28 protein-coding genes and 1 tRNA gene are annotated in these 25,436 nt (G+C 67.3%); 15 read left to right on the top strand and 14 right to left on the bottom strand.

The window, feature by feature from the left end:
* Position 1 precedes the first annotated feature (1 nt).
* The 6 genes from C457_RS03580 to C457_RS03605 all read left to right on the top strand — a co-directional run bounded on the left by C457_RS03580 (position 2) and on the right by C457_RS03605 (position 7,709).
* Entirely contained in the window at positions 2-466 is a 465-nt protein-coding gene (locus tag C457_RS03580; protein ID WP_008092052.1) for a hypothetical protein, read from the top strand.
* Between the two features lie 46 nt (positions 467-512).
* Positions 513-1,850 (top strand): amidohydrolase, encoded by a 1,338-nt coding sequence (locus C457_RS03585; RefSeq protein ID WP_008092055.1) that lies wholly within the window; start codon positions 513-515, stop codon positions 1,848-1,850.
* A 105-nt stretch (positions 1,851-1,955) separates the two neighbouring features.
* Positions 1,956-2,264, top strand: a complete 309-nt coding sequence (locus C457_RS03590; protein ID WP_008092056.1) for a DUF7518 family protein — start codon at positions 1,956-1,958, stop codon at positions 2,262-2,264.
* A gap of 84 nt (positions 2,265-2,348) precedes the next feature.
* Positions 2,349-6,056: a chromosome segregation protein SMC gene (smc, locus tag C457_RS03595; RefSeq protein WP_008092059.1), complete on the top strand. Its 3,708-nt coding sequence runs from the start codon at positions 2,349-2,351 to the stop codon at positions 6,054-6,056.
* A complete protein-coding gene (locus C457_RS03600; RefSeq protein ID WP_049913394.1) occupies positions 6,049-7,200 on the top strand; it encodes a segregation and condensation protein A in 1,152 nt (383 codons plus the stop codon). Before smc ends, C457_RS03600 begins: the two co-directional genes overlap by 8 nt.
* Positions 7,201-7,232: 32 nt before the next feature.
* Positions 7,233-7,709: a hypothetical protein gene (locus tag C457_RS03605; protein WP_049913371.1), complete on the top strand. Its 477-nt coding sequence runs from the start codon at positions 7,233-7,235 to the stop codon at positions 7,707-7,709.
* Between the two features lie 7 nt (positions 7,710-7,716).
* On the opposite strand, the gene mtnP is transcribed toward C457_RS03605, so the two are convergent.
* On the bottom strand, positions 7,717-8,577 hold the full coding sequence (gene mtnP, locus C457_RS03610; RefSeq protein ID WP_008092066.1) for an S-methyl-5'-thioadenosine phosphorylase: 861 nt from the start codon (positions 8,575-8,577) through the stop codon (positions 7,717-7,719).
* Between the two features lie 45 nt (positions 8,578-8,622).
* Entirely contained in the window at positions 8,623-9,618 is a 996-nt protein-coding gene (locus C457_RS03615; protein WP_008092069.1) for an AEC family transporter, read from the bottom strand.
* A gap of 336 nt (positions 9,619-9,954) precedes the next feature.
* Here C457_RS03615 and C457_RS03620 point away from each other — a divergent pair, with 336 nt between their 5' ends.
* Positions 9,955-10,395, top strand: coding sequence for a YybH family protein (locus tag C457_RS03620; RefSeq protein WP_233514183.1), 441 nt, complete (start codon positions 9,955-9,957; stop codon positions 10,393-10,395).
* A gap of 213 nt (positions 10,396-10,608) precedes the next feature.
* On the opposite strand, the gene C457_RS03625 is transcribed toward C457_RS03620, so the two are convergent.
* On the bottom strand, positions 10,609-11,322 hold the full coding sequence (locus C457_RS03625) for a phosphoribosyltransferase (protein ID WP_004970128.1): 714 nt from the start codon (positions 11,320-11,322) through the stop codon (positions 10,609-10,611).
* 210 nt (positions 11,323-11,532) lie between these two features.
* Between C457_RS03625 and C457_RS20535 the strand changes: the two genes are divergently transcribed.
* Both C457_RS20535 and C457_RS03630 read left to right on the top strand, forming a co-directional pair.
* Positions 11,533-11,703, top strand: coding sequence for a DUF7563 family protein (locus tag C457_RS20535; protein WP_004044240.1), 171 nt, complete (start codon positions 11,533-11,535; stop codon positions 11,701-11,703).
* A 108-nt stretch (positions 11,704-11,811) separates the two neighbouring features.
* Positions 11,812-12,711, top strand: coding sequence for a PhzF family phenazine biosynthesis protein (locus C457_RS03630; protein WP_008092078.1), 900 nt, complete (start codon positions 11,812-11,814; stop codon positions 12,709-12,711).
* 44 nt (positions 12,712-12,755) lie between these two features.
* Here C457_RS03630 and C457_RS03635 read toward each other — a convergent pair whose 3' ends face one another.
* Genes C457_RS03635 through C457_RS03650 form a run of 5 tightly spaced genes read right to left on the bottom strand, consistent with a single transcriptional unit; the run spans position 12,756 to position 15,063 of the window.
* Complete coding sequence (locus C457_RS03635) at positions 12,756-13,523, bottom strand: proteasome assembly chaperone family protein (protein WP_008092080.1); 768 nt, start codon at positions 13,521-13,523, stop codon at positions 12,756-12,758.
* Between the two features lie 51 nt (positions 13,524-13,574).
* Positions 13,575-13,760 carry an RNA-protein complex protein Nop10 gene (locus tag C457_RS19405; RefSeq protein WP_004972865.1) on the bottom strand — a complete coding sequence of 62 codons (186 nt, stop codon included), beginning with the start codon at positions 13,758-13,760 and terminating at the stop codon, positions 13,575-13,577.
* Between the two features lie 4 nt (positions 13,761-13,764).
* Positions 13,765-14,565 carry a translation initiation factor IF-2 subunit alpha gene (locus C457_RS03640; RefSeq protein WP_004972863.1) on the bottom strand — a complete coding sequence of 267 codons (801 nt, stop codon included), beginning with the start codon at positions 14,563-14,565 and terminating at the stop codon, positions 13,765-13,767.
* An 18-nt stretch (positions 14,566-14,583) separates the two neighbouring features.
* The gene (locus tag C457_RS03645) at positions 14,584-14,778 is read right to left on the bottom strand and encodes a 30S ribosomal protein S27e (RefSeq protein WP_004044235.1); all 195 of its coding nucleotides are present in this window, start codon (positions 14,776-14,778) and stop codon (positions 14,584-14,586) included.
* A gap of 3 nt (positions 14,779-14,781) precedes the next feature.
* On the bottom strand, positions 14,782-15,063 hold the full coding sequence (locus C457_RS03650; protein WP_004972860.1) for a 50S ribosomal protein L44e: 282 nt from the start codon (positions 15,061-15,063) through the stop codon (positions 14,782-14,784).
* A 201-nt stretch (positions 15,064-15,264) separates the two neighbouring features.
* Here C457_RS03650 and C457_RS03655 point away from each other — a divergent pair, with 201 nt between their 5' ends.
* Entirely contained in the window at positions 15,265-15,525 is a 261-nt protein-coding gene (locus tag C457_RS03655) for an HAH_0734 family protein (RefSeq protein WP_004972858.1), read from the top strand.
* Here the strand turns inward: C457_RS03655 and C457_RS03660 are convergent.
* A complete protein-coding gene (locus tag C457_RS03660; protein WP_008092096.1) occupies positions 15,522-17,885 on the bottom strand; it encodes a DUF2298 domain-containing protein in 2,364 nt (787 codons plus the stop codon). The genes C457_RS03655 and C457_RS03660 overlap by 4 nt on opposite strands.
* A gap of 96 nt (positions 17,886-17,981) precedes the next feature.
* On the opposite strand from C457_RS03660, the gene C457_RS03665 reads away from it, so the two are divergent.
* The 5 genes from C457_RS03665 (at position 17,982) to C457_RS03685 (ending at position 20,442) form a co-directional block, all read left to right on the top strand.
* Entirely contained in the window at positions 17,982-18,767 is a 786-nt protein-coding gene (locus tag C457_RS03665; protein WP_049913372.1) for a glycosyltransferase, read from the top strand.
* A complete protein-coding gene (locus tag C457_RS03670) occupies positions 18,760-19,227 on the top strand; it encodes a GtrA family protein (protein WP_004972853.1) in 468 nt (155 codons plus the stop codon). Before C457_RS03665 ends, C457_RS03670 begins: the two co-directional genes overlap by 8 nt.
* Positions 19,228-19,287: 60 nt before the next feature.
* Positions 19,288-19,362: transfer RNA gene (locus C457_RS03675), tRNA-Met, on the top strand.
* A 364-nt stretch (positions 19,363-19,726) separates the two neighbouring features.
* On the top strand, positions 19,727-19,936 hold the full coding sequence (locus C457_RS03680; protein WP_008092101.1) for a hypothetical protein: 210 nt from the start codon (positions 19,727-19,729) through the stop codon (positions 19,934-19,936).
* Between the two features lie 80 nt (positions 19,937-20,016).
* The gene (locus C457_RS03685; protein ID WP_008092104.1) at positions 20,017-20,442 is read left to right on the top strand and encodes a Rieske (2Fe-2S) protein; all 426 of its coding nucleotides are present in this window, start codon (positions 20,017-20,019) and stop codon (positions 20,440-20,442) included.
* A 21-nt stretch (positions 20,443-20,463) separates the two neighbouring features.
* Here the strand turns inward: C457_RS03685 and C457_RS03690 are convergent, their stop codons facing one another.
* From C457_RS03690 to C457_RS03710, 5 genes are all read right to left on the bottom strand, one after another.
* Positions 20,464-21,399 (bottom strand): aminotransferase class IV, encoded by a 936-nt coding sequence (locus tag C457_RS03690; protein WP_008092106.1) that lies wholly within the window; start codon positions 21,397-21,399, stop codon positions 20,464-20,466.
* Positions 21,396-22,094 (bottom strand): anthranilate synthase component II, encoded by a 699-nt coding sequence (locus C457_RS03695; protein ID WP_008092108.1) that lies wholly within the window; start codon positions 22,092-22,094, stop codon positions 21,396-21,398. The genes C457_RS03690 and C457_RS03695 overlap by 4 nt, the downstream gene beginning before the upstream one ends.
* Complete coding sequence (gene pabB, locus C457_RS03700; RefSeq protein ID WP_008092110.1) at positions 22,091-23,602, bottom strand: aminodeoxychorismate synthase, component I; 1,512 nt, start codon at positions 23,600-23,602, stop codon at positions 22,091-22,093. Before pabB ends, C457_RS03695 begins: the two co-directional genes overlap by 4 nt.
* Before the next feature lie 110 nt (positions 23,603-23,712).
* A complete protein-coding gene (locus tag C457_RS03705) occupies positions 23,713-24,486 on the bottom strand; it encodes a helix-hairpin-helix domain-containing protein (protein WP_008092111.1) in 774 nt (257 codons plus the stop codon).
* Between the two features lie 44 nt (positions 24,487-24,530).
* Positions 24,531-25,340, bottom strand: a complete 810-nt coding sequence (locus tag C457_RS03710) for a shikimate dehydrogenase (protein WP_008092116.1) — start codon at positions 25,338-25,340, stop codon at positions 24,531-24,533.
* Positions 25,341-25,436 lie beyond the last annotated feature (96 nt).

The following is a 25,436-nucleotide window of genomic DNA, read 5'->3' on the forward strand; positions in this document are numbered from 1 at the left end:
GATGTCGATGTCGACCCCGGAGTTCTCCGTCGAGTCGCTGAAGATGCTGCTCGTGGTGGCGTTCCTGACGCTGACGGCGAACCTCCTCGCCACCGGCACCGGCTTCCTCGCCGCGCTCCCCGGCATGGCGCTCATCGTCCTCATCGGGCTCGTCGCCCTGCTCATGGGCCGGCTGGTTCCGCTCGACCTGCCGGCGTTCGCCTACGCGATGATTCTCGCGTTCGCCCTGGCGCTCCCGTTTTCGCCGGTCCAAGCGCCGTTTCTGGCCGCCGTCGGGAAGGTCGACTTCCTCGCGACGACGACGCCGATTCTCGCCTACGCGGGGCTCTCTATCGGCCTCCAGACCGGGAAGATGAAGGAAGTCAGCTGGAAGCTCGTCCTCGTGGCGGTGTTCGTCTTCTTCGGGACGTTCTTCGGCTCCGCGCTCATCTCGCAGGCCGTGCTCTCCGCACAGGGGATTATCTGATGACGACCGCCACCGACGACCGCTCCGCCCGCAGGAGTGAGACGCGATGACCGACGACGACCGCGTCGCGGCCCTCAAAGCCCGCGTCTGCGACGCTATCGACGACCGCGCCGACGAAATCATCGCCTTCGCGAAGGACGTGCAAGCCGAACCGGAACTCGGCTACAAGGAGGTCAAGACGACCGAGAAGGTCGTCTCTCTCTTCGAGGACCTCGACCTCGACGTGGAGACGGAACTGGCGATTACCGGCGCGCGGGCCAGAACCGGCTCGGGCGACTTCGTCGCGGCCGTCCTCGGTGAACTCGACGCGCTCGTCAACCCGGACCACCCGATGGCGGACCCCGAGACCGGCGCGGTCCACGCCTGCGGCCACAACGCCCAACTCGCGCACCTCGTCGGGACCGCCTTCGGCCTCGTCGGCAGCGGCGTCGTCGACGACCTCGACGGTGCGGTCGAGTTCGTCGCCGTCCCGGCGGAGGAGTACCTCGACCTCGACTACCGCCGCGACCTGCTCGAAGCGGGCGACATCGAGTTCTTCGGCGGCAAACAGGAGCTCATCCGCTGCGGCTACGTCGACGACTGGGACGCCGCCGCGATGATGCACGCCGGCAGCGACACGCCCGAGCGGACGATTACGAGCGACTTCTCGACGAACGGGTTCGTCGGCAAGTTCGTCACCTACCGCGGGGCCGAGGCGCACGCCGGCGCGGCTCCCGACGAGGGCGTCAACGCGCTCAACGCCGCGATGCTGGGGATGAACGCGGTCCACGCCCAGCGCGAGCGCTTCCGCGACGAGGACCACGTCCGCGTCCACCCCATCATCACCCGCGGCGGCGACGGCGTCAACGTCGTCCCCGCAGAGGTGACGATGGAGTCGTACGTCCGCGCGGCCTCCGTCGAGGCCGTCTCCGAGGCGAACGAGTCGGTCAACCGGGCGCTCGCCTCCGGCGCGATGGGCGTCGGCGGCGACGTGGAAATCGAGGACTACCCCGGTTACATGCCGCTTCGGACCGACGAGACGATGGTCGCGTTCTACGACGAGAACGCCCGCGACATCGTCGGCCCCGACGCCGTCGACGAGGGCCACGCCCACCTCTCGGGCTCGACAGACATGGGCGACATCACGCAGCTCGTCCCCGGAATCCACCCGTGGACCGGCGGCTTCGAGGGCGCGATTCACGCCCGGGACTTCCGGGTCGTCGACGAGGAGATGGCGTACGTCATCCCGGCGAAACTCACCGCCTGCACGCTGGTCGACCTGCTCACCAGCCCCGAGGCGATGGCCGAGGTCCGCGCGGCGAAAGCAGAAAAGCGCAGTCGGGAGGAGTACCTCGAGGCGGTCCGCTCGCTCCGGAAGACGACGACCGAGTCGTACCGAGACTGAGGGGCCGGCGGCGAGCGTTCGAGGGCGGGGTCGCCCGCACACGTATCACATTTTCGGTGATTGTCTGACGCACATTTATGTCTCACGCGAGGGGCTATGTTACCCATGAGTAACCGGGTGGAGGAACTCGAATCCAAAGTCGCAGAACTGCAGGCCGCCGTGAACGGACTCACCGAGGAACTCGTCGAGACCAAAGAACGGCTTCGCCAGCTCGAAGACGCCAACGACGTGGACGTCCCCTCGCGGGCCGCGACCCGTCGCGGCGACTGGGAGACCGAAGCCGAGTCCGCCGCGGAGCCCGGCGAAGCCGACGAGGCGGCGCCGGCCGACGGCGATGAGACTAAACCGGACGAGACCGACGAGACTGACGAAGGCGACGGCGAGACCCCCGACGACGACATCATCGTCGCGTAATCGGGCGCGCCGTCCGACGCGAGCGCGCCCCGTGTTCATGCGGCGCGCTCCACCTGCGGGCGTCGCCCGCGTGAACACCAACCCATGCACATCAAAGAGCTCGTCCTTGACGGTTTCAAGAGCTTCGGGCGGCCGACTCGCATCCCGTTCTACGAGGATTTCACGGTCGTTACGGGCCCGAACGGTTCCGGCAAATCGAACATCATCGACGGCGTCCTCTTCGCGCTCGGTCTCGCCCGCACCCGCGGGATTCGCGCCGAGAAGCTGACGGACCTCATCTACAACCCCGGTCACGCCGACGGGAGCGACGAGGCCGCGAAACAGCCCAAGGAGGCCAGCGTCACGGTCGTCCTCGACAACTCCGAGGGGACGCTCGACCGGTCGCAGGTCGTCAACGCCGCCGGCACCGACAAGGTCGGCGACGTCGAGGAGATAACCATCAAGCGCCGCGTCAAGGAGACGCCGGACAACTACTACTCGTACTACTACCTCAACGAGCGCTCCGTCAACCTCTCGGACATCAAGGACCTGCTCGCCCAGGCGGGAATCACCCCCGAGGGCTACAACGTCGTCATGCAGGGCGACGTGACCGAGATAATCAACATGACGCCCTACCAGCGGCGGGGCATCATCGACGAAATCGCGGGCGTCGCCGAGTTCGACGAGAAGAAAGACGCCGCCTTCGAGGAGTTGGAGGCGGTCGAAGAGCGCGTCGACGAGGCGGACCTCCGCATCGAGGAAAAGGAGACGCGCCTCGACCAACTCGCCGACGAGCGCGAGACCGCGCTCACCTACAAGGGACTCCGCGAAGAGAAAGAGGAGTACGAGGGCTACCTGAAGGCCGCGGAGCTCGAAGACAAGCGCGACGACCTCTCGCGGACCGAATCGCGCATCGAGTCCACCGAGGCAGACCTCGAAGACCTGCAGGCCGAACTCGACGAGCGACAGGGCAAGGTCACCCGTCTCGAAGCGGACCTCGAAGACCTCACCCGCGAGATAGAGCGCAAGGGCGAGGACGAACAGCTCCGCATCAAGTCGGAGATGGAGGAGATAAAGGGCGACATCTCCCGGCTCGAAAACGCCATCGAGGCCGCCGAGGAAAAGCGCGACGACGCCGAGGCCGAGCGCCGGAAGGCGTTCGTCGACATCGACCGCAAGCAAGAACAGATCGACGACCTCGAAGACGACATCCGCGAGGTCAAAGTCGAGAAGGCGTCGGTCAAAAGCGATATCCAGTCCAAGCGGGTCGAACTCTCCGAGGTGCAGGCCGAAATCGACTCGGTCGACACCGAGTTCGACGAGCTGAAGTCCGAACTCGCGGCGAGAAAGGAGACGCTCGACGAGCTCAAAGACGAGAAGAACGACCGCCAGCGCGCCAAGGACCGCCTGCTCGACGACGCGCGCCGCCGCTCGAACCAGATTTCGGAGACGCGGGACGAACTCGAACGCGCCCGCGAGCGCATCCCCGAACTGAAGGCGACGGTCTCCGACCTGCACAGCGAACTCGACACCGCCGAGAAGAACAAAGCGAAGATAGACGGCGTCATCGAGGACCTGCAGGCCGAGAAGGCCGAACTGAACGACGAACTCTCGGAGGTCACGGACGAACTCCAGACCAAGCAGTCCGAGTACGCCCGCCTCGAAGCCCGCGCCGGGAAGGACGGCGACAACTCGTGGCCCCGAGCCGTCACGACCATCCTCAACGCCGGCATCTCCGGCGTTCACGGCGCGGTCGGCCAACTCGGCTCCGTCGACGGCGAGTACGCCAAGGCGTGTGAGACGGCCGCCGGCGGCCGCCTCGCCAACGTCGTCGTCGACGACGACGGCGTGGGCTCGTCCTGTATCGACCACCTGAAGTCCCGAAACGCGGGTCGCGCGACGTTCCTGCCCATCACGAAGATGGACAACCGGAGCCTGCCGCGCAAGCCCAACAACCCCGGCGTCGTGGACTTCGCGCGAAACCTCGTCGACTACGATTCGCAGTACGAGTCCGTCTTCTCGTACGTCCTCGGCTCGACGCTCGTCGTCGAGGACATGGGGACCGCCCGCGACCTGATGGGCGACTACCGCATGGTCACCCTCGACGGCGACCTCGTCGAGCGCTCCGGCGCGATGACCGGCGGCTCCGGCGGCGGCTCTCGCTACTCCTTTTCGAAGTCCGGCGAGGGCAAACTCGACCGCCTCGCGAAGGAGATTACGAAGCTCGAAGACCGCCGTCGCTCGCTCAACGAGGAGATTCGAGACATCGACGACGACCTCGACGACGCCCGCGGCCGGGCCTCCGACGCCGCCGACCGCGTCCGGACCATCGAGCGCGAAATCGAGGACGCCGAGGAGGACATCGAGGACGCCGAAGCCGAAATCGACCGCCTCGACGACCGCCTCGACGAACTCCAGTCCGAACGCGAGTCGGTGGACGAACAGATGTCCGACCTCGACGACGAAATCGCCGACCTCGACGACGAAATCGAGACGGTCGAAGCCGCAATCGAGGACATCGAAGCCGAACTCGCGGACTCCGAGATCCCGGAACTCACCGCCCGCGCCGACGAGATTCGCGCGGACATCGACGACCTCGAAGACCGGATGTCCACGCTCGACGGCCGACTCAACGAGATTCAGCTCGAAAAGCAGTACGCCGAGGACGCGGTCGACGACCTCCACGACACGGTCGAGGCCGCCCAGAACCGCAAGGCAGAGGCCCGTAAGTCCATCTCCGAGGCGGAGTCGAAAATCGAGGACCGCGAGGACGACCTCGAGGCCAAGCGCGAGGCGGTCGCCGAACTCGAGGAGGAACTGGTCGACCTCAAGGAGGACCGAAAGGAGCTCCAGGGCGACCTCCGCGAGGCCCGGAGCGCCCGAGACGAGAAGAAAGACCGCGTGAGCGCGGTCGAATCGAAACTCGAAAGCATGCGCTCGGCCGCGGAGCGCCTCGAGTGGGAAATCGACGAACTCGAATCGCAGGTCGGCGACTACGACCCCGACGAGATTCCCGACCACGATACGGTCGAGTCCGAAATCGAGCGCCTCACCGAGGAGATGGAAGAGCTCGAACCGGTCAACATGCTCGCCATCGACGAGTACGACGACGTGAAGGCCGACCTCGAAGACCTCCAAGAGCGCCGCGACGTGCTGGTCGAAGAGCGGGACGCCATCGCCGACCGCATCGACCAGTACGAGTCCCAGAAGAAGGCGACGTTCATGGAGTCGTTCGACGCCATCGCCGAGAACTTCACCGACATCTTCGAGCGCCTGTCGAACGGGACGGGTCACCTCCAGTTGGAGAATCCCGAGGACCCCTTCGAGGAGGGCCTGACGATGAAGGCCCAACCGGGCGACAAACCCATCCAGCGCCTCGACGCCATGTCTGGCGGCGAGAAGTCGCTGACGGCGCTCGCGTTCATCTTCGCAATCCAGCGGCACAACCCCGCGCCGTTCTACGCGCTCGACGAGGTGGACGCCTTCCTCGACGCCGCGAACGCCGAGCGCGTCGGCCAGATGGTCGACGACCTCGCGGGCGACGCCCAGTTCGTCGTCGTCTCGCACCGCTCCGCGCTCCTCGAACGCGCCGAGCGCGCCATCGGCGTGACGATGCAGGGCGACAACGTCAGCGCCGTCACGGGTATCCAGTTCGGCGGCGACGGCGGGCCCGGAAGCGACGGAGGCGACGGAGGCGACGCGGACGGGTTCGGCGGCGACGACAGCGGAAGCGACGACGGCGACGACGCCGACGGTGGTGACGGCGGCGGAGCCGACGCGGACGTGGAAGCGGAGGTTCCGGCGGATGACTGACGACATCCCCGAACTGAATCTCTCTCGCGGGCGCGGCGAGCGCGACGCGAGCGACGAGGATGACGATGACGACGCGGTCTTCTCGTTCGGCGGCGACGACGCCGAGTCGGGCTCCGCGGTCGACACCACTCCGGACGCCGCTGACTCCACCGGCCCCACCGAACCCGACGCGATGGACGACGTCCTCCCGGAGGACGTCTCGGAGACCGACGACGACGAGGTCGAACCGGTCGAACTCCTCGTCCAACTCGCGAAGGAGGGCACCATCGACCCGTGGGACATCGACATCGTGGAGGTCACAGACGCCTTCCTGAACCGCCTCGACGCGATGGACCTCCGGACGACCGGGCGGGCGCTGTTCTACGCGAGCGTCCTCCTGCGCATGAAGTCCGACGAACTCCTCGCGCCGGACGAACCCGACGAGGAGGAACTCGAACCGTGGGAACTCGCCTTACAGGGCGGCGGCGACGAGGGCCACCCCGGCGACGACGACGGCGGCGCACCCGGGTTCGACCCCATCGACGCGCTGGAAGACGAGATGGACCGTCGGCTCGAACGCAAGCACGCCCGCGGGTCGCCGGAGACGCTGGACGAACTCGTCCGCGAACTCCGAGAGGTCGAACGCGGGTCGTGGTGGAAGCGCCGACGCGAGTACGACACCTCGCAGTCGCCCCGCGGCTTCTCCCGGGGGACGCAGACGCTCGACTACCACACGCCTGGCGAGATGCGCGGCGCGGGCGAGCCCACGGAGGACGACGTGACGGGAACCGCCCACAACGAAGACATCGAGGCGGTCGTCGAAGCCGTCGGCGACGTGCTCGCGACGCACTACGAGAAGGGCCGCGACGAGGTGCTGTTCGCCGAGGTTCGCGACGTGGCCGACACCGTGATGACGACCTACCTCGCGCTCCTGTTTCTGTCCCACCGGAGCACGGTCTACCTCAAGCAGGACGACCTGTTCGGCGACCTCTGGATTCGGAACCCCGAGGTGTTCGACGCCGACCCCGGCGCGGGGTCGGGGGTCGACTCGACCGCCGACGGAACTGATGCGCCGGAAGCCGAGGCGGTCGCCGACGGCTCCGACGGTGCTGATGAGGACGGCGACGACCCCGAACTCGAAGCCGAGGCTATCGCGGACGACTAGCTATTTTATCGGGCCCGTCGTCACTCTCAGGCGTGCCCCATCCGACCCTGCTCTCCAGCACGCTCCGGCGGTTGACGGTCGCGGTTTCGCTCGTCACGTCGACGCTGTTCGCGGCGCTCGCGGCGGCTATCCTGTTTCCCCAGTCTGCCATCTGGACGTGGGCGCTCCTGTTTTTCTTGCCCATATTCTGGTTGCACTGCTATTTCCCCGGCTACGTCTCGTACAGTCCGACCTCGTTCGGTCGCGTCCGCGAGGTGGTCACGTCGCCGCGGGCGGTCCGCGAGTGCGTCGTCTGCGGCGAGTCGGACGAAAGCGGCGTCGCTCGGGAGTTCAGCACGCAACTCGTGGCGGCCGGCATCCCGCTCGCGACGACCGACCGCGGCGAAAACGCGTACTGCGCGCGCTGTCACGCGGTCGAGTTCTCGCCGGACGACGAGGCGGCGCGCGGCGAAGGCGAGGCCCCGGAGCCGGAGGGCAACTCGCCAGAATCCGCAGAACTGAACGACTGAGGCCGGCTCAGTCGACGTACTCGTCGATGAGCGGCGCGAGCTTTTGTTTCGTCTCGGCGGGGATGGCCTCGTCGGGCGTGTTGATGGTCCCTTCGAGTGCGGAGTGGCTGTCGGTCTCGTGGCCGTCGGGAATCTTGCGGATGGCGGCCTCGACGGTCTCCTTGATGGCCTCCTCGTTGGCGGCGGCGTTTTTCAGCACCTCGTCGAGCGTGACTTCGCTGTCTTCCTTCCAGACGTCGTAGTCGGTGACGCCGGTGATGGTCGCGTAGGCCATCTCGGCCTCCCGGGCGAGTTTGGCCTCGGGGATGGTCGTCATGCCGATGACGTCCCAGCCCTGTGCGCGGTAGTGTTCGCTTTCGGCCTTCGTGGAGTACGAGGGGCCTTCGATGCAGACGTAGGTGCCGCCCGCTTGGACCTGCGCGTCGGTCGCCTCCTCGGCGGCCTCGGCGAGGATGGAGACGAGCTCCTCGTCGTACGGCATCGCGAAGGGTTGGTGGACGACGATGCCCTCGTCGAAGAACGTAAGCGGGCGGTGTTTCGTGCGGTCGTAAATCTGGTCGGGGACGACGAGCGTCTGCGGCGGCAGGTCCTCTTTGAGACTGCCGACGGCGTTGCTGGCGAGGACGTGGGTGACGCCGAGTTGCTTCAGCGCGAAGATGTTCGCGCGGTAGGGGAGCGTCGTCGGCGAGTGCTGGTGGTCCGGGCCGTGTCGCGGGAGGAAGACGACCTCGCGTCCGGTGTCGCCGAACTCGCCGACGACGGGCGTCGTCGAGGGCTCGCCGAAGGGCGTCTCGACGGGTTCCTCGCGGGTGTTCTCCAGCGGGAGCGCCTCGTAGATACCGCTGCCACCGATGAATCCGATCTTCATACTCGGAGGTGGGAGAGAGCGCACAAAATCGTGGCGAAACGGGGCCTACACCACGAAGCCGTGGTTCAAGAGGTAGATGAGCACCGAGAGCGCGGGCACGCTGAGGAGGGTCGTCACGAAGACGGCCGCGGAGACGAACTCGCCGAGCGAGGTGGCCGAGCCGGTTCCGGTGGCGTCGCCGAACTCCGCGACGAGGATGAGCGGTGTGACCGCGGCGGGCATCGCGGATTCGAGGACGAACGTCCGCGCGACCGTCGGGTCGCCGAAACCGGCGACGAGCGCGACGCCGACGGCGACCGCGGGGGCGACGACTGTCTTGAGCGCGGCGACGACGCCGACCTCCGAGAGCGTCGAGCCGAGGTCGGCCCCCGCGAGTTGGATGCCGAGGATGAGGAGCATCATCGGAATCGACGAGTCGCCGACGAGCCTGAGCGTCTCCATCGCGGGGACGCTCGTCGGCGGGACGACGCCGAGCCACCGGGCCGCGAGCGCGGCGACGACCGCGTAGACGAGCGGGATGCGGACGATGCGTTCGAGGCCGACGCGCCACCCCGGCGCGCCGTCGTCGCGGTCGGTCCCTCGTCCGGCGATGTACACGCCCAGCGTGTAGATGAGGACGCTCTGGACGGCGAGGTAGACGACGGCCGTCGAGCGGCCGGTGTCGCCGAAGGCGAACGAACTGACGGGGATGCCGTAGTTCCCCGAGTTCGGAAAGGCGGCGACGAGGACGAGCGCGCCGAGGAGGGGTTCGGAGACGCCGGCGAGTCGGGCGACGCCCCCCGCGACGAGGAGCATGGCGACGTGGTAGACGACGACGCCGGCGGTGATAGTCGCCAGCGTCTCGCCGGCGAGTTCGGTCGTCGCGAGGCTGTAGAACACGAGGACCGGCGCGAGGACGTACACCGTGACCGTGTTGAGCGGCTCGGGGTCCACGTCGCGGACGCGGCCGAGGGCGAACCCCACCGCGCCGATGGCGAGAATCGGCAGGAGCGCGGTGACGAAGATAGAAAACAGCGACATGCGCGTGCCGAGGTCCGTCACGCAAACGAACGTTTCGCTTCGGGCGAGTCTGGGCGGCGGTCGAGTGTGAGCGGTCGGAGAGACGGTGAAGCCGACGGTCGAAGCAGTCGGAGACGCGGCTCTGTTGAAATTCTCGACTGGTGATAGTTTGTCGAGACCGTGCTAACTACGGGGTGCGAGTCTCGCATCCAGTGTCGGTTCGAACAGTCCGATACCGACGTGTACAGTCCCTTACTCACTCTAGTCGAAACGAGCAGTCAGGCCTCCTACCGGCGAAACGTCCGAAATAGATGACCGTACGAAATATCATAGATTTAGTATATGTGCTCTGGAGCCGTCATCACCGTGAGGTTTGTAATGTCTACAAAACGCGTAGCAGCTGAAGACGACGTCCGAGCCGCATCCGACCAGTTCTACGGGGCGCTGGAAGCGATGGCGAACGGGAATGCCGACTCCATGGCGGACGTCTGGTCACACGAGGACGACGTGACGACCATGCACCCAATCGGTGGACGGGAAGAGGGTTGGGAGGCGGTCTCTGGGTCCTTCGCCGGAGTCGCATCGGCGAGCACGGATGGCACGGTCACCCGAGCGGACCAGGCAATCCGCGTCATGGGCGACGCTGCGTACGAACTCTGCACCGAGTCGGTGTCGTGGACTTTTGCGGGTGAACCCATGTCTCTGGAGGGCCGGACGACCAACGTCTACCGGAAGGAGAAAGACGAGTGGAAAATCGTCCATCACCACGCCGACCTCCACGCCGAGTTCGCCGAGAAAGTGGCGAACATGGGTGCCTGAGCGACCGACCACCGGACGCCCGTCCGATTCGATGGCCGTTTCACCCGACTAATCGGTCCTATCTTCACTCTTGAGCCGTGACGGCGTCGCTACAGGAGATAGCGGCCGTGCTGACGACATCCTCTGTCTGTGTCACCAGTCCTATCAAACTCAAGGGGATTCAACAGCGCCGAAGCAGTCGAACGAAGCCGGGTGGGCCGAGAGAATCCGCGCTCAGGCCCCGACGCCGTCGTTTTCGAGGAGCCGCCACGCGCCATCGCCGGTGGATTCGACGTAGCCGCGGCGCTCCATCTCGGACATGACTTCCGGCATCCGGTCGGGTTGAGCGATTTCCATCTCGATACGGTCCACGTCGTGGAACTCCGCGAGGTAGTGGCGGACGTCTTCGAGTTCGAAGGTGTCGTCGTCGGCCTTCGCCATGACGCCCGAGGTGAGGTCTATCATGTCCTCGATGAAGTTCCACGGGTAGACGACCCACGCCCACGCTTCGAGGCGCTCGCCGACGTAGTCGGGTTCGAACTCGCTGGTCTGGAGGAGTTGGAGCGTCGCGGTCCGGACCTCGCCCGCGTTGCGCTCGTTGACGTACTCGTGTGCGCGCTTGATGGAGCCGCCGGTGTCGGCGATGTCGTCGATGATGAGCACGTCCTTGCCCTCGACGCTGCCTTCCGGCATCGGGTAGCGCACCTCCGGCTCGTTCGATTTCTGGGCCGTCCCGACGTAGTGTTCCATCTTCAGGCTCGTCAGGTCGTCCAACCCGAGGAAGTCACAGATGCAGCGGCCGGCGAACCAGCCGCCGCGGGCCAACGCGACGATGACGTCGGGTTCGAACTCGGATGTCTTGACCTCGTCCGAAACGTCGCGGCAGAGGCCGTAGATGTACTCCCAGTTCGTGATAGTACAGTTAAACTCGTCGGGGAGGTCGCCCATATCTTCCGTTCACCGTGCGTACTGCCGCGCCTGACGCCCTTTAATCTGTACGACTCGCTCCGCCCGTGTGTCGCCGTATCAAAACCGCTCGAACCGGCGTTATTCGGTGACTAACCGGTGAACCCGTCGTTCAGGCGGACACTAACGCATGTTAACAAGGGGCATAGTTATGTCGAGTGCCGGAGTATGCGGATTTGTAGGTGAAACAGAATGCACACGTGTGGTAACTGTGGTGAGTTCGTCTCCCGCGACTTCGTCCGCGTCTTCGGCAACGACATGGACGAGGTCGTCGGGTGCCCAGCCTGTATGAACATGCGCGAAGTGATGCAGGGCGACGGCGCAGCTCAAACGAGCGGCCGCGTCCGGTGGACCCGCGCGTGAATCGGTCGACACCGACCGACCCGCGCTCGTATCGCGTTCTTCCCTTCTCTCTCGTGACGTGACCGCCGACCCGCTGGTTTGATACATCGCCGTGTAGTGCGCCTTTCCATGGATAGCCGACGCGCCCTCCTCGTCGACGCTTTCACGACCGAACCGCTGTCCGGTAACGCGGCCGGGGTCGTCCCCGACGCCGACGGACTCGACGCGGAACAGATGCGCGCCGTCGCCGCCGAACTCGGCGCGAGCGAGACGGCGTTCGTCTGCTCGTCGGCCGCCGCGGACCGCCGCATCCGCTATTTCACGCCGAAGCAGGAAGTCGACCTCTGCGGACACGCGACTATCGCGGCCCACGCCCACCTCGCGGCCGACCGCGAACTCGAACCGGGGACCCACACGCTGGAGACGAACGTCGGTACCCTCGACATCGAACTCGGCGACCTCGGCGAGGTGTGGATGACGCAGAACGCGCCGACGGTGCGTCCCCTGGAAGTCGACTACGACCGCCTCGCGGCGGCGCTCGGCGTCGACGATGCCGCCCTCCGCGACGTGGGCGCGGACCTCCCCGTCGCGGTCGCCTCCACGGGTCTTCCCTTCCTCGTCGTCCCGGTCAACTTCCTCGAACATCTCTCGGGTGCCGACCCCGACGACGCCGCCATCGCCGACCTCGCCGCCGAACACGACGCGGCGGGCGTCTACGCCTTCACCTTCGACGCTATCGACGGCGACTCTACGCTCCACGCGCGGTGTTTCGCGCCCGGTATCGGCATCTCCGAGGACCCCGCGACCGGCACCGCTGCGGGTGCGTGCGGCGCGTACCTCCGGCAGGTCGGCGCGTTCGACTCCATGCCGGACGAACTCCGCTTCGAACAGGGCCACTTCGTGGACCGGCCGGGCACCGTTCGCGTGCGGGTCGGCGCGGAGATACGCGTCGGCGGCCGCGCGGTGCAGTCGCTCGACGGCGAGGTCGTCGTCCCGGAGTTCGCAGACGACGACATCATCGAAGCCTAAACTCCGTTCGAAAACGAGTCGGGACCGCGCCGGTCGACGCGACCTCAGCCGATGTACCGGAGGTCGTCGTCGCTGGCGATGCCGCCCTGCTGTTGTTGTTGCATCTCCTGAATCTTCGCGGCGACCTCCTTCATCTCCTCGGCGCGCTCTTCGAGCGACTCGAAGTCGACGCTGAACTCGAGGAGGTCCTGCAGGACCTCGATGACGACCTGCGCGCTCTGGGGGTCGACGAGGTAGCCGCTCGTCTCGCCCATCAGGCACGTCGCGTCGAGGCCGCGGCGACTACCGAGACCGAGAAGCAGTCCCGAGACGCCGACGACGCCGCCGGCGGGCTCGTCCTCTCGGAACTCGATGCCCGCGGCTTCGAGTTCGTCGAGGCGGGACTCGTCGGCGACGGCCCCGAGGACCGACGGCTCGTCGACGAGTTCGCCGGTCGGGACGCCCCCAAGCGCGAACAGTCGCTCGACGCCGAACTCTTCGGCCACGTCGAGGAAGGCGTCGGTGAGGTGGTAGTGACCCTCGTTGGACTGCGCCTGGTGGTCGCCCGTCAGGAGGAGCAGGTCCGGCCCCTCGCCGGGCGTCTCGACGGCGTGAATCGCGGCGTGGGTCAGCTCGGCGACGCCCTCGTCGATGCTCACCTGCGGCGGGAACACGTCGGCGTAGACGCGGCGGACCAGCGTGGCCTCCTCGAACTCCTCCAGCAGGTGCTCGACGGCGAGTTTGCCGACGTTCCCGACGCCCGGCAGTCCCTCGATGAGGACCGCGTCGGTGAGGTCGACCTCCTCGACAGCCTCGATTTCGATGTCGTCCATGCACGTAGTGGCGGACGCGCCGGTTAAGAGAGCGTCGGTAGCCGAAGACGGCTATTCCTCGGCGAGTCGGCGCTTCCGAGCGCGGCGGTACTCGCCGTAGGGGTCTTCTGGGTTGTAGGGGGCGGGCGCGCTGTTCTCTGTGGTTGCGCCGCACTCCGGACAGGTCTCAGAAAGTGAGTACACCGGGCGGTCGTGGCGGTCGCGCCACGCGCTGCACACCCGGATGTCTGACTTCATGCGATTACTCTTCGTCGCCGCTGCGTTCGCGGTGGTACTCCGCGGTTCCGCCCGCGGCCTCGATGACCTCGCGGGCCCGAGCGACGCTCGATTCGAGTTCCGTCTCGGCGGTCTTGTAGTCGGGCGCTTTGACCTTCACGCGGTACTCGGGCGCGCCGACGTACGTGACCGACAGTTCGATTTCGTCGCCGATTTCGTCGTCGCCCTCGGCGGCTTTGAGGGCCTCCTTCACGTCGTCGACGCCGTCGCCCGCGGGCGAGCGCAGGTCGACGTAGCCGGTGACGTTGACGAAGGGGACCGACACGTTCTGGCGCGCGGTCTCGACGATGGCTTCGAGCTCGTCGTCGTCGAGTTCGACGTCTTCGAGCGCCTCGAGACCGTGAATCGCGGCCTGCTCGAAGCCGTCGTAGAGCGATTCGAACTCGGCGAGCAGGGCGTTGGCGATGGACTGGTAGCGGTCGTCGGCGATGTCCTCGCCGAACGCCAGCGCCATCCACTTATCCGCCTTCTGCTCGTTTTTCCACTCCTGAATCTTCTCTTTGCGCTGGTGCTCGTTGACGTCCTTTATCGAGAGGTCGATCTGCTGGGAACTCTCGTTGACTTCGAGCACTTTAGCGACGACTGTCTGTCCCTCGCGGACGTGGTCGCGAACGTTCTTGATCCATCCGCTGGCGACCTCGCTGATGTGGCAGAGGCCGCGTTTGTCTTCGTACTCTTCGAGGTCGACGAAGACGCCGAAGTCCGCGATGTCGTCTACCTTTCCGACGACGAGTTCGCCGGGGTCAGGCCATCCGCTGTACTTCATACGAGGTCCTCCAGGGAGTTACGCCTCAAGTTCGTCGCTGTCGCGACGCTCGACCGTCTCGACGACCTCGCCGTGGAATTCGGCGTTGCCGCCGGTCGGCGTGGCGAGGGTCGTCCCGCAGACGGCGCAGTTGACGACCGAGGAGGCCTTTCCGAAGACGACCTGTTCGTTCTCGCAGTCGCTGCACGCGACTTTGTAGAAGTTTCCTGCCATGATTTACTCCTGGAACTCCAGGCGACCGGCGCGCCAGCCCTCGCGCATGTGGGCCTTGCCACAGTCGGAGCAGATGTACTTCAGGTGGGTCTTCTTCGTCGGCTTGTCGCCACCGGGAACCTTGGAGAACTTACCGGCGTTACCGATCGTGGCCTTGCCGCGTCGCGTCTGACGGGCGTTCCACTTCATGCCGGTCGGGCGTCCCTTCCGGACCTTCTCCACTTCGTGTTCGTGGTGACCCTTGCAGTTCGGGCAGTACGTGTTGAAACGGCGTGGCATCTGCATAGATATCGACCTTGTGCTGGGTTTTGGTGTGGCCCGTTAAAACCCGTTTGGTTCGACGCGGCCCCTGAACTCGCCGCGACCGGGCGTTCACCGTGTCACGTGTGGGCAGCCCACGGTGACTGCACCGTCCGCGGTTCCCCCGCCGCACGCCGCACGCCCGAAGCCGAAGCGATTAAGCGGTGACTGTGCCAATCCCGGCACATGAAGAAGCTCATCATCCACGGCGACCCCGGCGTCCGCCGCGACGGCGTCATCGAGTACGACGGCGAGGAGTACGTCCTCTTTTCCGTCGACCGACAGGGCGACTGGCACGGTCCCGACCGCGTCCAGCTGTGGTGCACCGTCGGCACCGAAGACGAGCGCGAGGCGTTCGAAAAGCGCGAGTTCGTCCCGCACTGGCTCGAGACCGAGGGCGTCGACGCCGAGGCCGTCGAGGTCGTCCGCGAGCGCGGCGCGGCCTAAGGTAGTCTCGCTTCTTCTACCTCGTAGACCACGACCGACCCCGACCGGTGGACCGGCGTCAGCCACGCCACGTCCGTCTCTAGCTCCCCGTAGCGGGCGCGCTCGCCCGGTCCGACCCACACGTACCGCACCTCGTACTGCTCGACGAGCCGCGCCCGCGTCGACTCGTTGCCGACGTACATCGCGTCCACGTCGCGCACGCGGTCGTAGTAGGCGTCGGGCCCGCGGTAGCCGACCTCGTGCGCCCAGCCGGCGACCGTCGGCACGCCGGTCAGGCTCGATTCGGGATTCCCGCGCCAACCGTACATGACGGTCTCGCGCTCGTCGCTCACGGTCGCCGACCACGTCGTCCCCGGCGCGGTGAGCATCGTCGGGTTGCCCTCGACGTTCTCGTCGAGCCACGTGATGGCGGTCGATTCGTTTTCGTGCCACCACTCCGCGAAGGCCGTCGCGTCCAGCGTCTCCTCCTGCCGGGGGGAGTCCGCGTGGTCGGCGACGGCCAGTCCGCCGTAGACCGACGTGGACGCGACGAGGAGGACGACGAACGCGACCCCGACGGCGCTGACTGCCCCCCCGCGGACGCTGAGGTCGACCCTCGGAAGCGACACGTCGCTCGCGGCGACCGCGTCGCCGACGAAGCCGGCCAGCACGGCACCCATCGCACTCCCCCAGAGCACCCAGACCTGCATGTACGTCTTGAACACCGTGTTCATCCGGCCCGGCCCCGCCTGCTCGTTCACGTAGATGAGCTCGACGAGCGTCACGAGGCCCGCGCCGGCGACGACGAGCACCGCCTCGAATCGCGGGTCGTCGGCGAACCGGAGGAGCACCCAGCCGACGGCGACGAGGGGCACGACGAGCGCGAGCGCGGCGAACGAGTGGACGGCAGCGACGACGGTCAGCACCGCGAAGCTCCCGAGGAGCGCGGCCCACTCGTGGCCGCCGAGGCCGTCCTGTGCCCCGAGGCGACGGACGTAGTAGCCCGCGAACGCCGCGAGGAACGCCCCGTGGACGAGCGCCAGCGCGCCGAACCCGCTTCGCTGGTCGGGCGCGAGAATCTCGACCGTCCGGGCGCTTCCACCCCCCGCGACCGCGCCGAGGAGGAACGGGCTCGCGAGCACGGCGGCGACGACGCCGGCGAGTCCGACCGCCGCGACCGTCCCAACGAGTCGGGCTAACTCGCCGGTGAGTGGGTCGTCACCGACGACTGAGCGGACGCGCTCCCGACCGGGAAACAGCGTCCACGGCCGTGCGGGCGCGAAGACCATCCCGAGGAACAGCACGCCGAACACCGACGGGAAACTCCACGTGTCGACGACGACCTGGAGCGCGCCGACGAGCGTCGTCGCGGCGACGAGGAGTCGGCGCTCGCCGACCGCCTCCTCCGGCGTCCGGAAGTACGCGAAGGCGAGGCCGGCCGCGAGGAGCAGAAACGGCGTGCCCATCATGTGGGCGTGGAGGTCGCCGTTGAGCCACGCGAAAAGCGGGAACTCGTTGATGGTGCCCGGAATCACGCGGCTCGCGCTCCAGTACGAGAAGCTCGAGGTTCCGGCGAGTACCTGCTCGACGGTGTACTGCGAGCGCTCGGCGACGGCTCGCGCGACGGGTCGGCGGAGCCCCTCGGGGAGCGCGGCGAGGGCGAACCGCCCCGCGGTGACGAGGTTGCTGGCGAAGCCGACGAAGAACGCCGAAAGCAGGCCGGCGAGCCGACCGTTCGCCCCCGAGGCGGCCGCGACCCCGCGCCCGAGTTCGAACGCCGCGGTGACGAGGAAGCCGAAGAAGCCGGCGAGCGCGAGATTGTAGGCGAACGACGGGTCGGTGGCGGTGAGCCGCGCGAGGAGAATCGAGACGAGGTGGCCGCCGTAGTAGTAGCGGACCGGCTCGCCGGCGAACCACATGTCTTCCGGCGGGAGGACCGACGCGCGGGCGAGCGACTGGAGGAGGCCGAAGTCGAGGAACTTCTCGCCGCCGCCGGCGTGGACCGACGGGTCGAGCGCCCGGAGCGAGACCGCGAACAGGAAGGCGACGAGGAACACCGCGGCCGCGTCGGCGACGGCGCGACGGTCGATGTCGAGGTCGGACGCGAGTCGGAGGTCGCCGCGGCGGAGCGCGCCGAGGTCGAGGCCCGCGACCGCGGACGCGACGAGGAGCGTCCCGACGCCGGCGACGAGGGCAATGGGGCCGAACGAGAGGTGGCCGACGTAGTAGGCGGGGAGAGTCAAGACGACGAGCGAGACGGGGAGGGCGAGTCCGGCACCGCGACCGGGAAGGCGTCGGAACAGGCGGGCCGCGAGGGGAAGACCGACCGCCCAGAGGGCCGCGAACAGCAGCAACCACCGGACAACGAGGGCGTACTCCATCTGTCCGATGACTGCGCCGCGGATGCAATACGTTTTGTGATGGCCGGTGCGAAACAGAGCGGTTCGCTTTTTACCCCGTTGAGTGAATGGTCGTGCATGTCGAAGTCTGTCGGGGTGGTGGTCCCCGCCTATCGACCCGACCCAGAGCGTCTGGTCCCCTACGTCCACGCTCTCGTCGAGGAACTGGACCCCGAGGTGGTCCGGGTCGAACTCGACGCGCCGCGGCCCGAGACGCTCGACGCCCTCGACGCCCTCCCCGCCGTCGCTCACGTGAACCCGGTCGACGCCCGTCGCGGCAAGGGCGCGGCCATCACCGCCGGGTTCGAGTCGCTCCGCACGGACATCCTCTCGTTCGCCGACGCCGACGGGAGCACCCCGGCCGCGTCGATGGCGAACGTCGTCGCCGCCGTCCGCGAGGGGTCCGACCTCGCCGTGGGATCGCGCCGTCATCCGAACGCGACCGTCGCCTCCCACCAGACGGTCGCCCGGCGCTACCTCGGCGACGGCTTCGCGTGGCTGGCCCGCCACCTGACCGAAGTCCCGCTGTACGACTACCAGTGCGGCGCGAAGGCCATCACCGCCGCGGCGTGGAACGACGTTCGGACCCACCTGTACGAGCCCGGATTCGCGTGGGACATCGAACTCATCGCCGTCTCGGGCGCGTTCGGCCACCGCGTGGCCGAGGTGCCGGTCGTCTGGGAGGACCAGCCGAACTCGACGGTCTCGCCGGTCGACACGACGCTCAAGATGGCCCGCGGCCTGCTCCGGTCGCGCCACCGCGCCCGGACGATTCGCGAGGACCGCCTCCACGAACTCATCGACGCTCGGAACGACGAGCGGACCCTCGTCGAGCAGTTCTCGGCGGAGGTCACGGATGACTGACCGGCTCTCGGCGCTCGTCTCCGGCACCCGATTCGGCAAGTTCGCCTCCGTCGGCGCGGTCGGCGCGGTGTTCGACCTCTCGTTGAGCAGTCTCCTCATCGTCTTTTTCGGCGTCGCCAACGAACTCGCGAAGCTCGCCGGCGCGGAGCTCGCAATCATCATTATGTTCGTCATCAACGACCGCTGGACGTTCGCGGGGGCCGGCTCGGACCTGCTCACCGCGAAGGTCCGGCGCTTCGTGAAGTCGAACCTCGTCAGGAGCGGCGGCCTCCTCGTGCAGGTGCTCGTCGTTCGGGCGCTCGGCGAGGTTCCGCTGTCGATTCCGGTCGCCGGCATCGACCTCTGGGAACTCATCCCGCTGCCCCTCGCTATCGGCGCGTCGATGCTCCTGAACTACGTCGCAGAAAGCCTGTTCACGTGGCGCATCGCGACCCGTTCGAGTCAGCGCGACTCACGGTGAAAATTGACACACAGCGGTCGAAACAGAAGTCTTAACAATAGCAGACTCGTTTGTTGATTCAGCGGGATGGGATAGCCAGGAGATTCCGCCGGGCTCATAACCCGGAGATCGGTAGTTCAAATCTACCTCCCGCTATGGTTTTGCTGACCTCAACNAGCCAGGAGATTCCGCCGGGCTCATAACCCGGAGATCGGTAGTTCAAATCTACCTCCCGCTATGGTTTTGCTGACCTCAACTCCTGAGCGCCGAGTCTTGGCTCGGCGCGACCCACGAGGTCAGCCACATAGCTCAGTAGATTTGAACCGGAGAGCGTCAGCGACCGGGGTTCAAATCTACCTCCCGCTATTCTCCTGAAAACTACACCCCAAGCAGCGCGGTTTATCGCGCTGCAGCGACCCGTTTTCCGTGGTAATTGTGACAGGTAGTTTGAACCAGAGAACTCAACCCTTCTCAAATTTGTGACACGAATTACTAACTACTCCACGAGTACGACTCGAGTATGCCCTCCACAGATTCGGGAACGGAGCTTTGGTCTGCGACCCAGCGAGCGATACTCGGCGGACTCCTCGCCATCGTCGCGATACTCGGGTTCGGCTGGGCACAGCAACTGGGAACTGGCAATCTCCTCGTGGGAAGTTTCGGAGTCCTCCTGTTCGTGGGTGCTGGATACTGGCTCCTCGACCTCTTTCGAACGGGCCTCGAAGAGTGATCGCGAGACGAGGCTTCGCGCCGTCGCCCCAATCGACCGCTTCCGAAGGAGATTTTCGACCCCGACCCAACGAGAGCACAATGAGTGACCTCGAACGAATCTGCGCGGTCGGCGACGTGCCCGACGACACGACCTTTCTCTTTCGGGTCCGCGCGGCCGATGAAGACGACGCCGAGGAGCGCGAGGCCATCCTCGTGCGCACCGACGACGGCATCCAAGGGTGGCTGAACTACTGCATGCACCTGACGCACATCAAACTCGACAAGGGCTCCGGGGCGCCGATGCGCAACGGCGAGGTCATCTGTCAGAACCACGGCGCGTACTTCGAGGCCGACACGGGCTACTGCAACTACGGGCCCTGCGAGGGCGCGGTGCTCGACGACCTCGAAATCACGGTCGACGGCGACCACGTCTTCCTCTCGGACGCGGAGTTCGACTACGTCGGTGCGGGCGAAATCGAGACCGACCCCGCCGACCGGAGTTCGAGTTCGAACGTCGAGTTCTGAGGCTGAGCGCGGCGAAGTGACTCAGTTCTCGTCGCCGCCATCGTTGTCGCTGTCGCTGTCGCCGCCGTAGTGGCGTCGCTCCACGTAGTCGTCGTAGAGCCGCGAGATGAGTTTCGTCACTGGTCCGTCGCCTACTTGGATGCCGTCGACCGTCTCCACGGGTCGGAGTTCCCACGTCGAGTTCGTGAGGAACGCCTCGTTCGCGCCGCGCACGTCGTCCGGCGTGAAGCGCCGCTCCCGAATCGGGATGCCCTCCTGTCGAGCGAGGTCGAGGACGACGCGGCGGGTGATTCCCGGGAGGACCGGGCCGTCGAGGCTCGGCGTGCAGAGCGCGTCGTCCTCGACGAAAAAGAGGTTGCTCGTCGCGCCCTCGGTGACGTAGCCGTCGGCGTCGAGCATGAGCGCCTCGTCCGCGCCGGTGACGCGGAGTTCGACGCGGGCGAGGATGCCGTTGAGGTAGTTGTGCGTCTTCGCCCGCGAAGGGAGCGACCGGTCGGGAATGCGCCGGGTCTTGACGGTCTGGACCGACGCGGGGCCGTCCCACACGGGGTTGGAGCCGCGGCCGCCGCGGGCGAGTGGTTCCACGATGACGACGACGCGGGGGTCGACCTCTTCGGCCGGCGTGAGGCGGCCGCCCTGACTGCCGCGGGTGACAGAGAGCCTGACGTACGCCTCGTCGAGGTCGTTCGCCGCGAGCGTCTCGTCGACTCGCGCGTGCAGGTCGTCGTCGGACAGGCCGTGGTCCATCCCGAGCGCGTCGCACGTCTCGGCGAGGCGGTCGGCGTGGGCGTCCCAATGGAACACCTCGCCGCCGTAGGCACGGAGCGTCTCGAAGGCCGCGTCGCCGTAGAGGAAGCCGCGGTCGGTGACCGGAATCGCCGCCGACTCGGCGGGGACGAGTTCGCCGCCGACGTGGTAGCGAAGCGAACGCCCACCGGCGTCGCCGTCACCGCTCATCGCTCCACCTCCCACGCGTCGGCCGCCGGGCCGTCGCCGGCCGCGAGCGCGACGAAGTTGCGGACGATGTCCTTCCCAGAGTCGGTGAGGATGCTCTCGGGGTGGAACTGCACGCCGACGTGTGGCTTCTCGCGGTGGCGAACGCCCATCACGACTGACGGTTCGTCGCCCTCCTCAGTGTCGGAACCGCCGGTTTCGGACCCTGCTGCGACGGTGTGGGCGGTCACCGCCAACTCGGGGGGGACGTCGTCGTGTTCGACCGCGAGCGAGTGATAGCGGCCGACTTCGATTCGGTCGGGCAGGCCGGAAAAGACGCCTGCGCCGTCGTGTTCGACCAGCGAGGGTTTCCCGTGGACGACGTGAGGAGCGTGGCCGACGCGGCTCCCGAGGGCGGCACAGAGCGACTGGTGGCCGAGACAGACGCCGAGCGTCGGGTAGTCGAGGTCGCGGAAGACCGAGACCGAGACGCCGGCGTCCGCGGGGGTGCCGGGGCCGGGCGAGACGACGATGCCGTCCGGGTCGATGTCGCGGATGTCGTCGGCCGAGAGCGCGTCGTTGCGGTAGACGAGCACGTCGTTCGAAGCGTTCGAACCATCCCCGTCCCCGTCCCCGGCCTCCGCGACCGCCTCGCCGACGTACTGCACGAGGTTGTAGGCGAACGAGTCGTAGTTGTCGACGACGAGGATACGCGTCATCGCTCGCCCCCCACGGTCATGTCCGCGCGCTCGCCGAGCGCCTCGTCGATGGCGGTGATGAGCGCCCGCGCCTTCGCCAGCGTCTCGTCGTACTCGCTGTCGGGGTCGGAGTCGTGGACGATGCCCGCACCCACGCGGAGGTGGTACTCGTCTCCGAAGCGGACGAGCGTCCGGATGACGATGTTCAGCACCGCGCGGTCGTCGAAGCCGACGGCGAACATGCTCCCGGTGTAGGGGCCGCGACGGGTGGCTTCGAGTTCGTCGATAATCTCCATCGTCCGGGGCTTCGGCGCGCCCGTGATGGTCCCGCCGGGGAACACCGCGGCGACGGCGTCGGCGAGGCTGGTTCCCTCGCGCCGGGTCCCCTCGACTAGGGAGACGAGATGCATCACCTCCGAGTAGCGGTCCACCCGGCGGTACTCCGTCACCTCGACCGACCCGTACTCCGAGACCTTTCCGAGGTCGTTGCGTTCGAGGTCGACGAGCATCGCGTGTTCGGCGCGCTCTTTCTCATCGGTCGTCAGGTCGGCCTCCAGCGCCTCGTCTTCCTCGGTCGTCCCCCCCCGCGGGCGGGTGCCGGCGATGGGTTCGGTGACGAGGCGGTCGCCCTCGACGCGCAAGAGGAGTTCCGGGCTGGCGCTCACGAGGTCGACGCCGGGGAGTTCGAGCAGCCCCGAGTACGGCGCGGGGTTGACCTCTCGGAGCGCCGCGTAGGCGTCCACCGGGTGGACCGCGGCGGGCGCGACGAGTCGCTGGGAGAGGTTCGCCTGAAACGTGTCGCCGTCGCGGATGTACCGCTTCGCGGCGCGAACGCGGTCGGCGAACGCCTCGCGACCGCAGGCGCTCTCGAACGTCGCCTCGTCGGATTCGACGGGCGCGGAGACGGGTTCCGGTTCACCTTCGACCGCTTCGGTGGCGAAGTCGGTCGCCCGCGTTCGCGCCTCGTCGTAGACGGCATCGAGGTCGGCGTCGTCGTCGACGACTGGACAGCAGGTGACACGGAGCGTCGTCTTTCCGTCGTCAGGACGTGGTTCCTCCCACGACGCCACGAGGTCGTAGAGGCCGAGTTGGAGGTGAGGTAATCCCCGGTCGTCGGTCGTGTGCTCGGGGAGCGATTCGAGTTCGCGGGCCGCGTCGTACGAGAGCCACCCGAACAGTCCGCAGGGGTACGGCACGTCGCAGTCGCCGCGGACGAGCGTCTCCGAGTCGACGAGCGATTCGAGCGCGGCGAGGCTCGGTGCGGTGTCGACGCCGGGCTCGCCCCAGTCGTCGGTCGGGTCGTCGACGGTCAGGCGCTCCGCGGGGGAGACGCCGAAGGCACCCCAGCCGGGTTGCCCGCCGGTCGTCTCGTAGAAGAAGCCGCCGGCGTTCCGGCGGGCGCGTCGATAGGCGTCGAAGGGGTCCGAGACGGCGATGCGGGCCTCGACGGGGACGCGCGCGCCGGCGGGTGCGACCGCGGCGGTCGCGCGAAAGTCGTCGCGGTCGGTGACGACGGTCGGTGCGGTCATTACCCACACCAGTCCGCCCGTCGGGTAAACGGTTTCGCGACGTGTCTGCGAGGGAGCGTGAGCGGCCGGCGGGTGAAAAAATAGTCTCGGTCGGCCGGAACGCGCGTCGGTTACGCGTCGCCGGCGCGGTCTATCCAGCGCTGGACGCGCTTCGGCGACACGTCGATTTCGTCGCCGACCTCGTCGGCGTCGGCCGCGGCGAGGTCCGCGACGGTCTCGATGCCGATTTCGGAGAGTCGCTCGGCGTACGCCGGGCCGATGCCGCGAATCGTGTCCACGGTCGGCGCGTCGGGGTCGGCGGCCGACGAGTCGGCCGGTTCGTCGTCTGCAGTTTCCTCGTCGTCTGCTTCGTCTTCGGCCTCCGCTTCTTCGTCACCTTCGTCGACCGCTTCTTCGTCACCTTCGTCGACCGCTTCTTCGTCCGATTCCTCGGTGTCGGCTTCGTCGGAGTCGGCGGATTCAGACCCGTCCTCATCTTCGAGTTCGGGTTCGCCGTCGGCTTCGACCTCGGATTCGGACTCGGACTCAGGCTCCGCTTCGGCGTCTTCGTCCTTCGGTTCGGCCTCCTCAATGGCGTCGGCCGCGACCTCCGCGTCGTCGCGGGCGTCTTCGGCGGCTTCGTCGTCGGTCTCAGACGCCGCGTCGGCCTCGTCTTCGACCGCTGATTCGACCACGTCGTCGGTCTCTTCGTCGCTCGGTTCCGTCTCTTCGACCGGTTCCTTCACCGCGGCCTCGGTCTCGACGTTCGCTTCCTCGCGTTCGGTTCTGGTGTCGCGTTCGACCGTAACGGTCGCCGTGTCGTCACGTCCCTCCTTCGAGGAAGACGACGAGTCGCCACCAACGAGGGATTTCCAGAGCGACGAAATAGTGTCAAGCAAGCCCATGTTACCTTCTCCTATGCAATCCCGTTATTTAAAAACCAGCGGCCTCAGTCGCTCTCGAGGTGGCTCCGGAGAGCGGCGTTCATCGCGTCGACCGGCGCGTCGCGCCCGGTCCACCGCTCGAAGGCCTCGACGCCCTGCAGGAGGAGCATCCACGCGCCGTCGATGGTGACCGCACCTGCCGCGGCCGCATCGCGGATGAGTTGGGTCTCGAGCGGGGTGTAGACCGCGTCGAGCACCGCGAGGTCCCCGTGGAGGTACTCTGCGGGAACGGGCGTCTCGTCGGGCGACTCCATCCCGACGCTCGTCGCGTTGACGAGGACGTCCGCCTCTCGAATCCGGTCGAGCGTGTCCAGTCCGCCGCCGGTCGCGCCGGGGACGGCCTCGGCGAGTTCGACCGCGGTCTCGGCGGTTCGGTTGGCGACGTGGACCGACGCGTCCGCGTCGGAGAGGGCGAACGCGGCGGCCCGCCCCGCGCCGCCGGCACCGACGACTACGGCCGAGTTCCCGGCGAGGCCCACGCCGTGGCGCTCGAACGACCGCGTGACGCCCGCCGCGTCGGTGTTGTACCCCTTCGGCGTCTCCCCGCCGAAATCGACCGTGTTGACCGCGCCGATTCGCTCGGCAAGCGGGTCGGGGTCGACCAGTTCGAGCACGTCCTGTTTGAACGGGATGGTGACGTTCAGCCCCGAGACGCCGAGGGCGTCCGCGCCCTCGACGGCCGCCGCGATATCGTCGCGGGCGGGTTCGAACGTGACGTACCGAGCGTCGAGGCCGGTTTCCTCGTAGGCCGCCTCGTGCATCGGCGGCGACAGCGAGTGGCCGACCGGGTTGCCGACGAGACCGTAGACTTGCATGGGCGGGAGGTGTCCTGCCGACGATATAACTCGCCCGCCCGCGTCGGATTCCGCCGGGACCCGACGGCCCTCACAGCGCGGATTTCCACCCGTTCG

The sequence above is a fragment of the Haloferax prahovense DSM 18310 genome, assembly GCF_000336815.1.
Taxonomy (GTDB): domain Archaea; phylum Halobacteriota; class Halobacteria; order Halobacteriales; family Haloferacaceae; genus Haloferax; species Haloferax prahovense.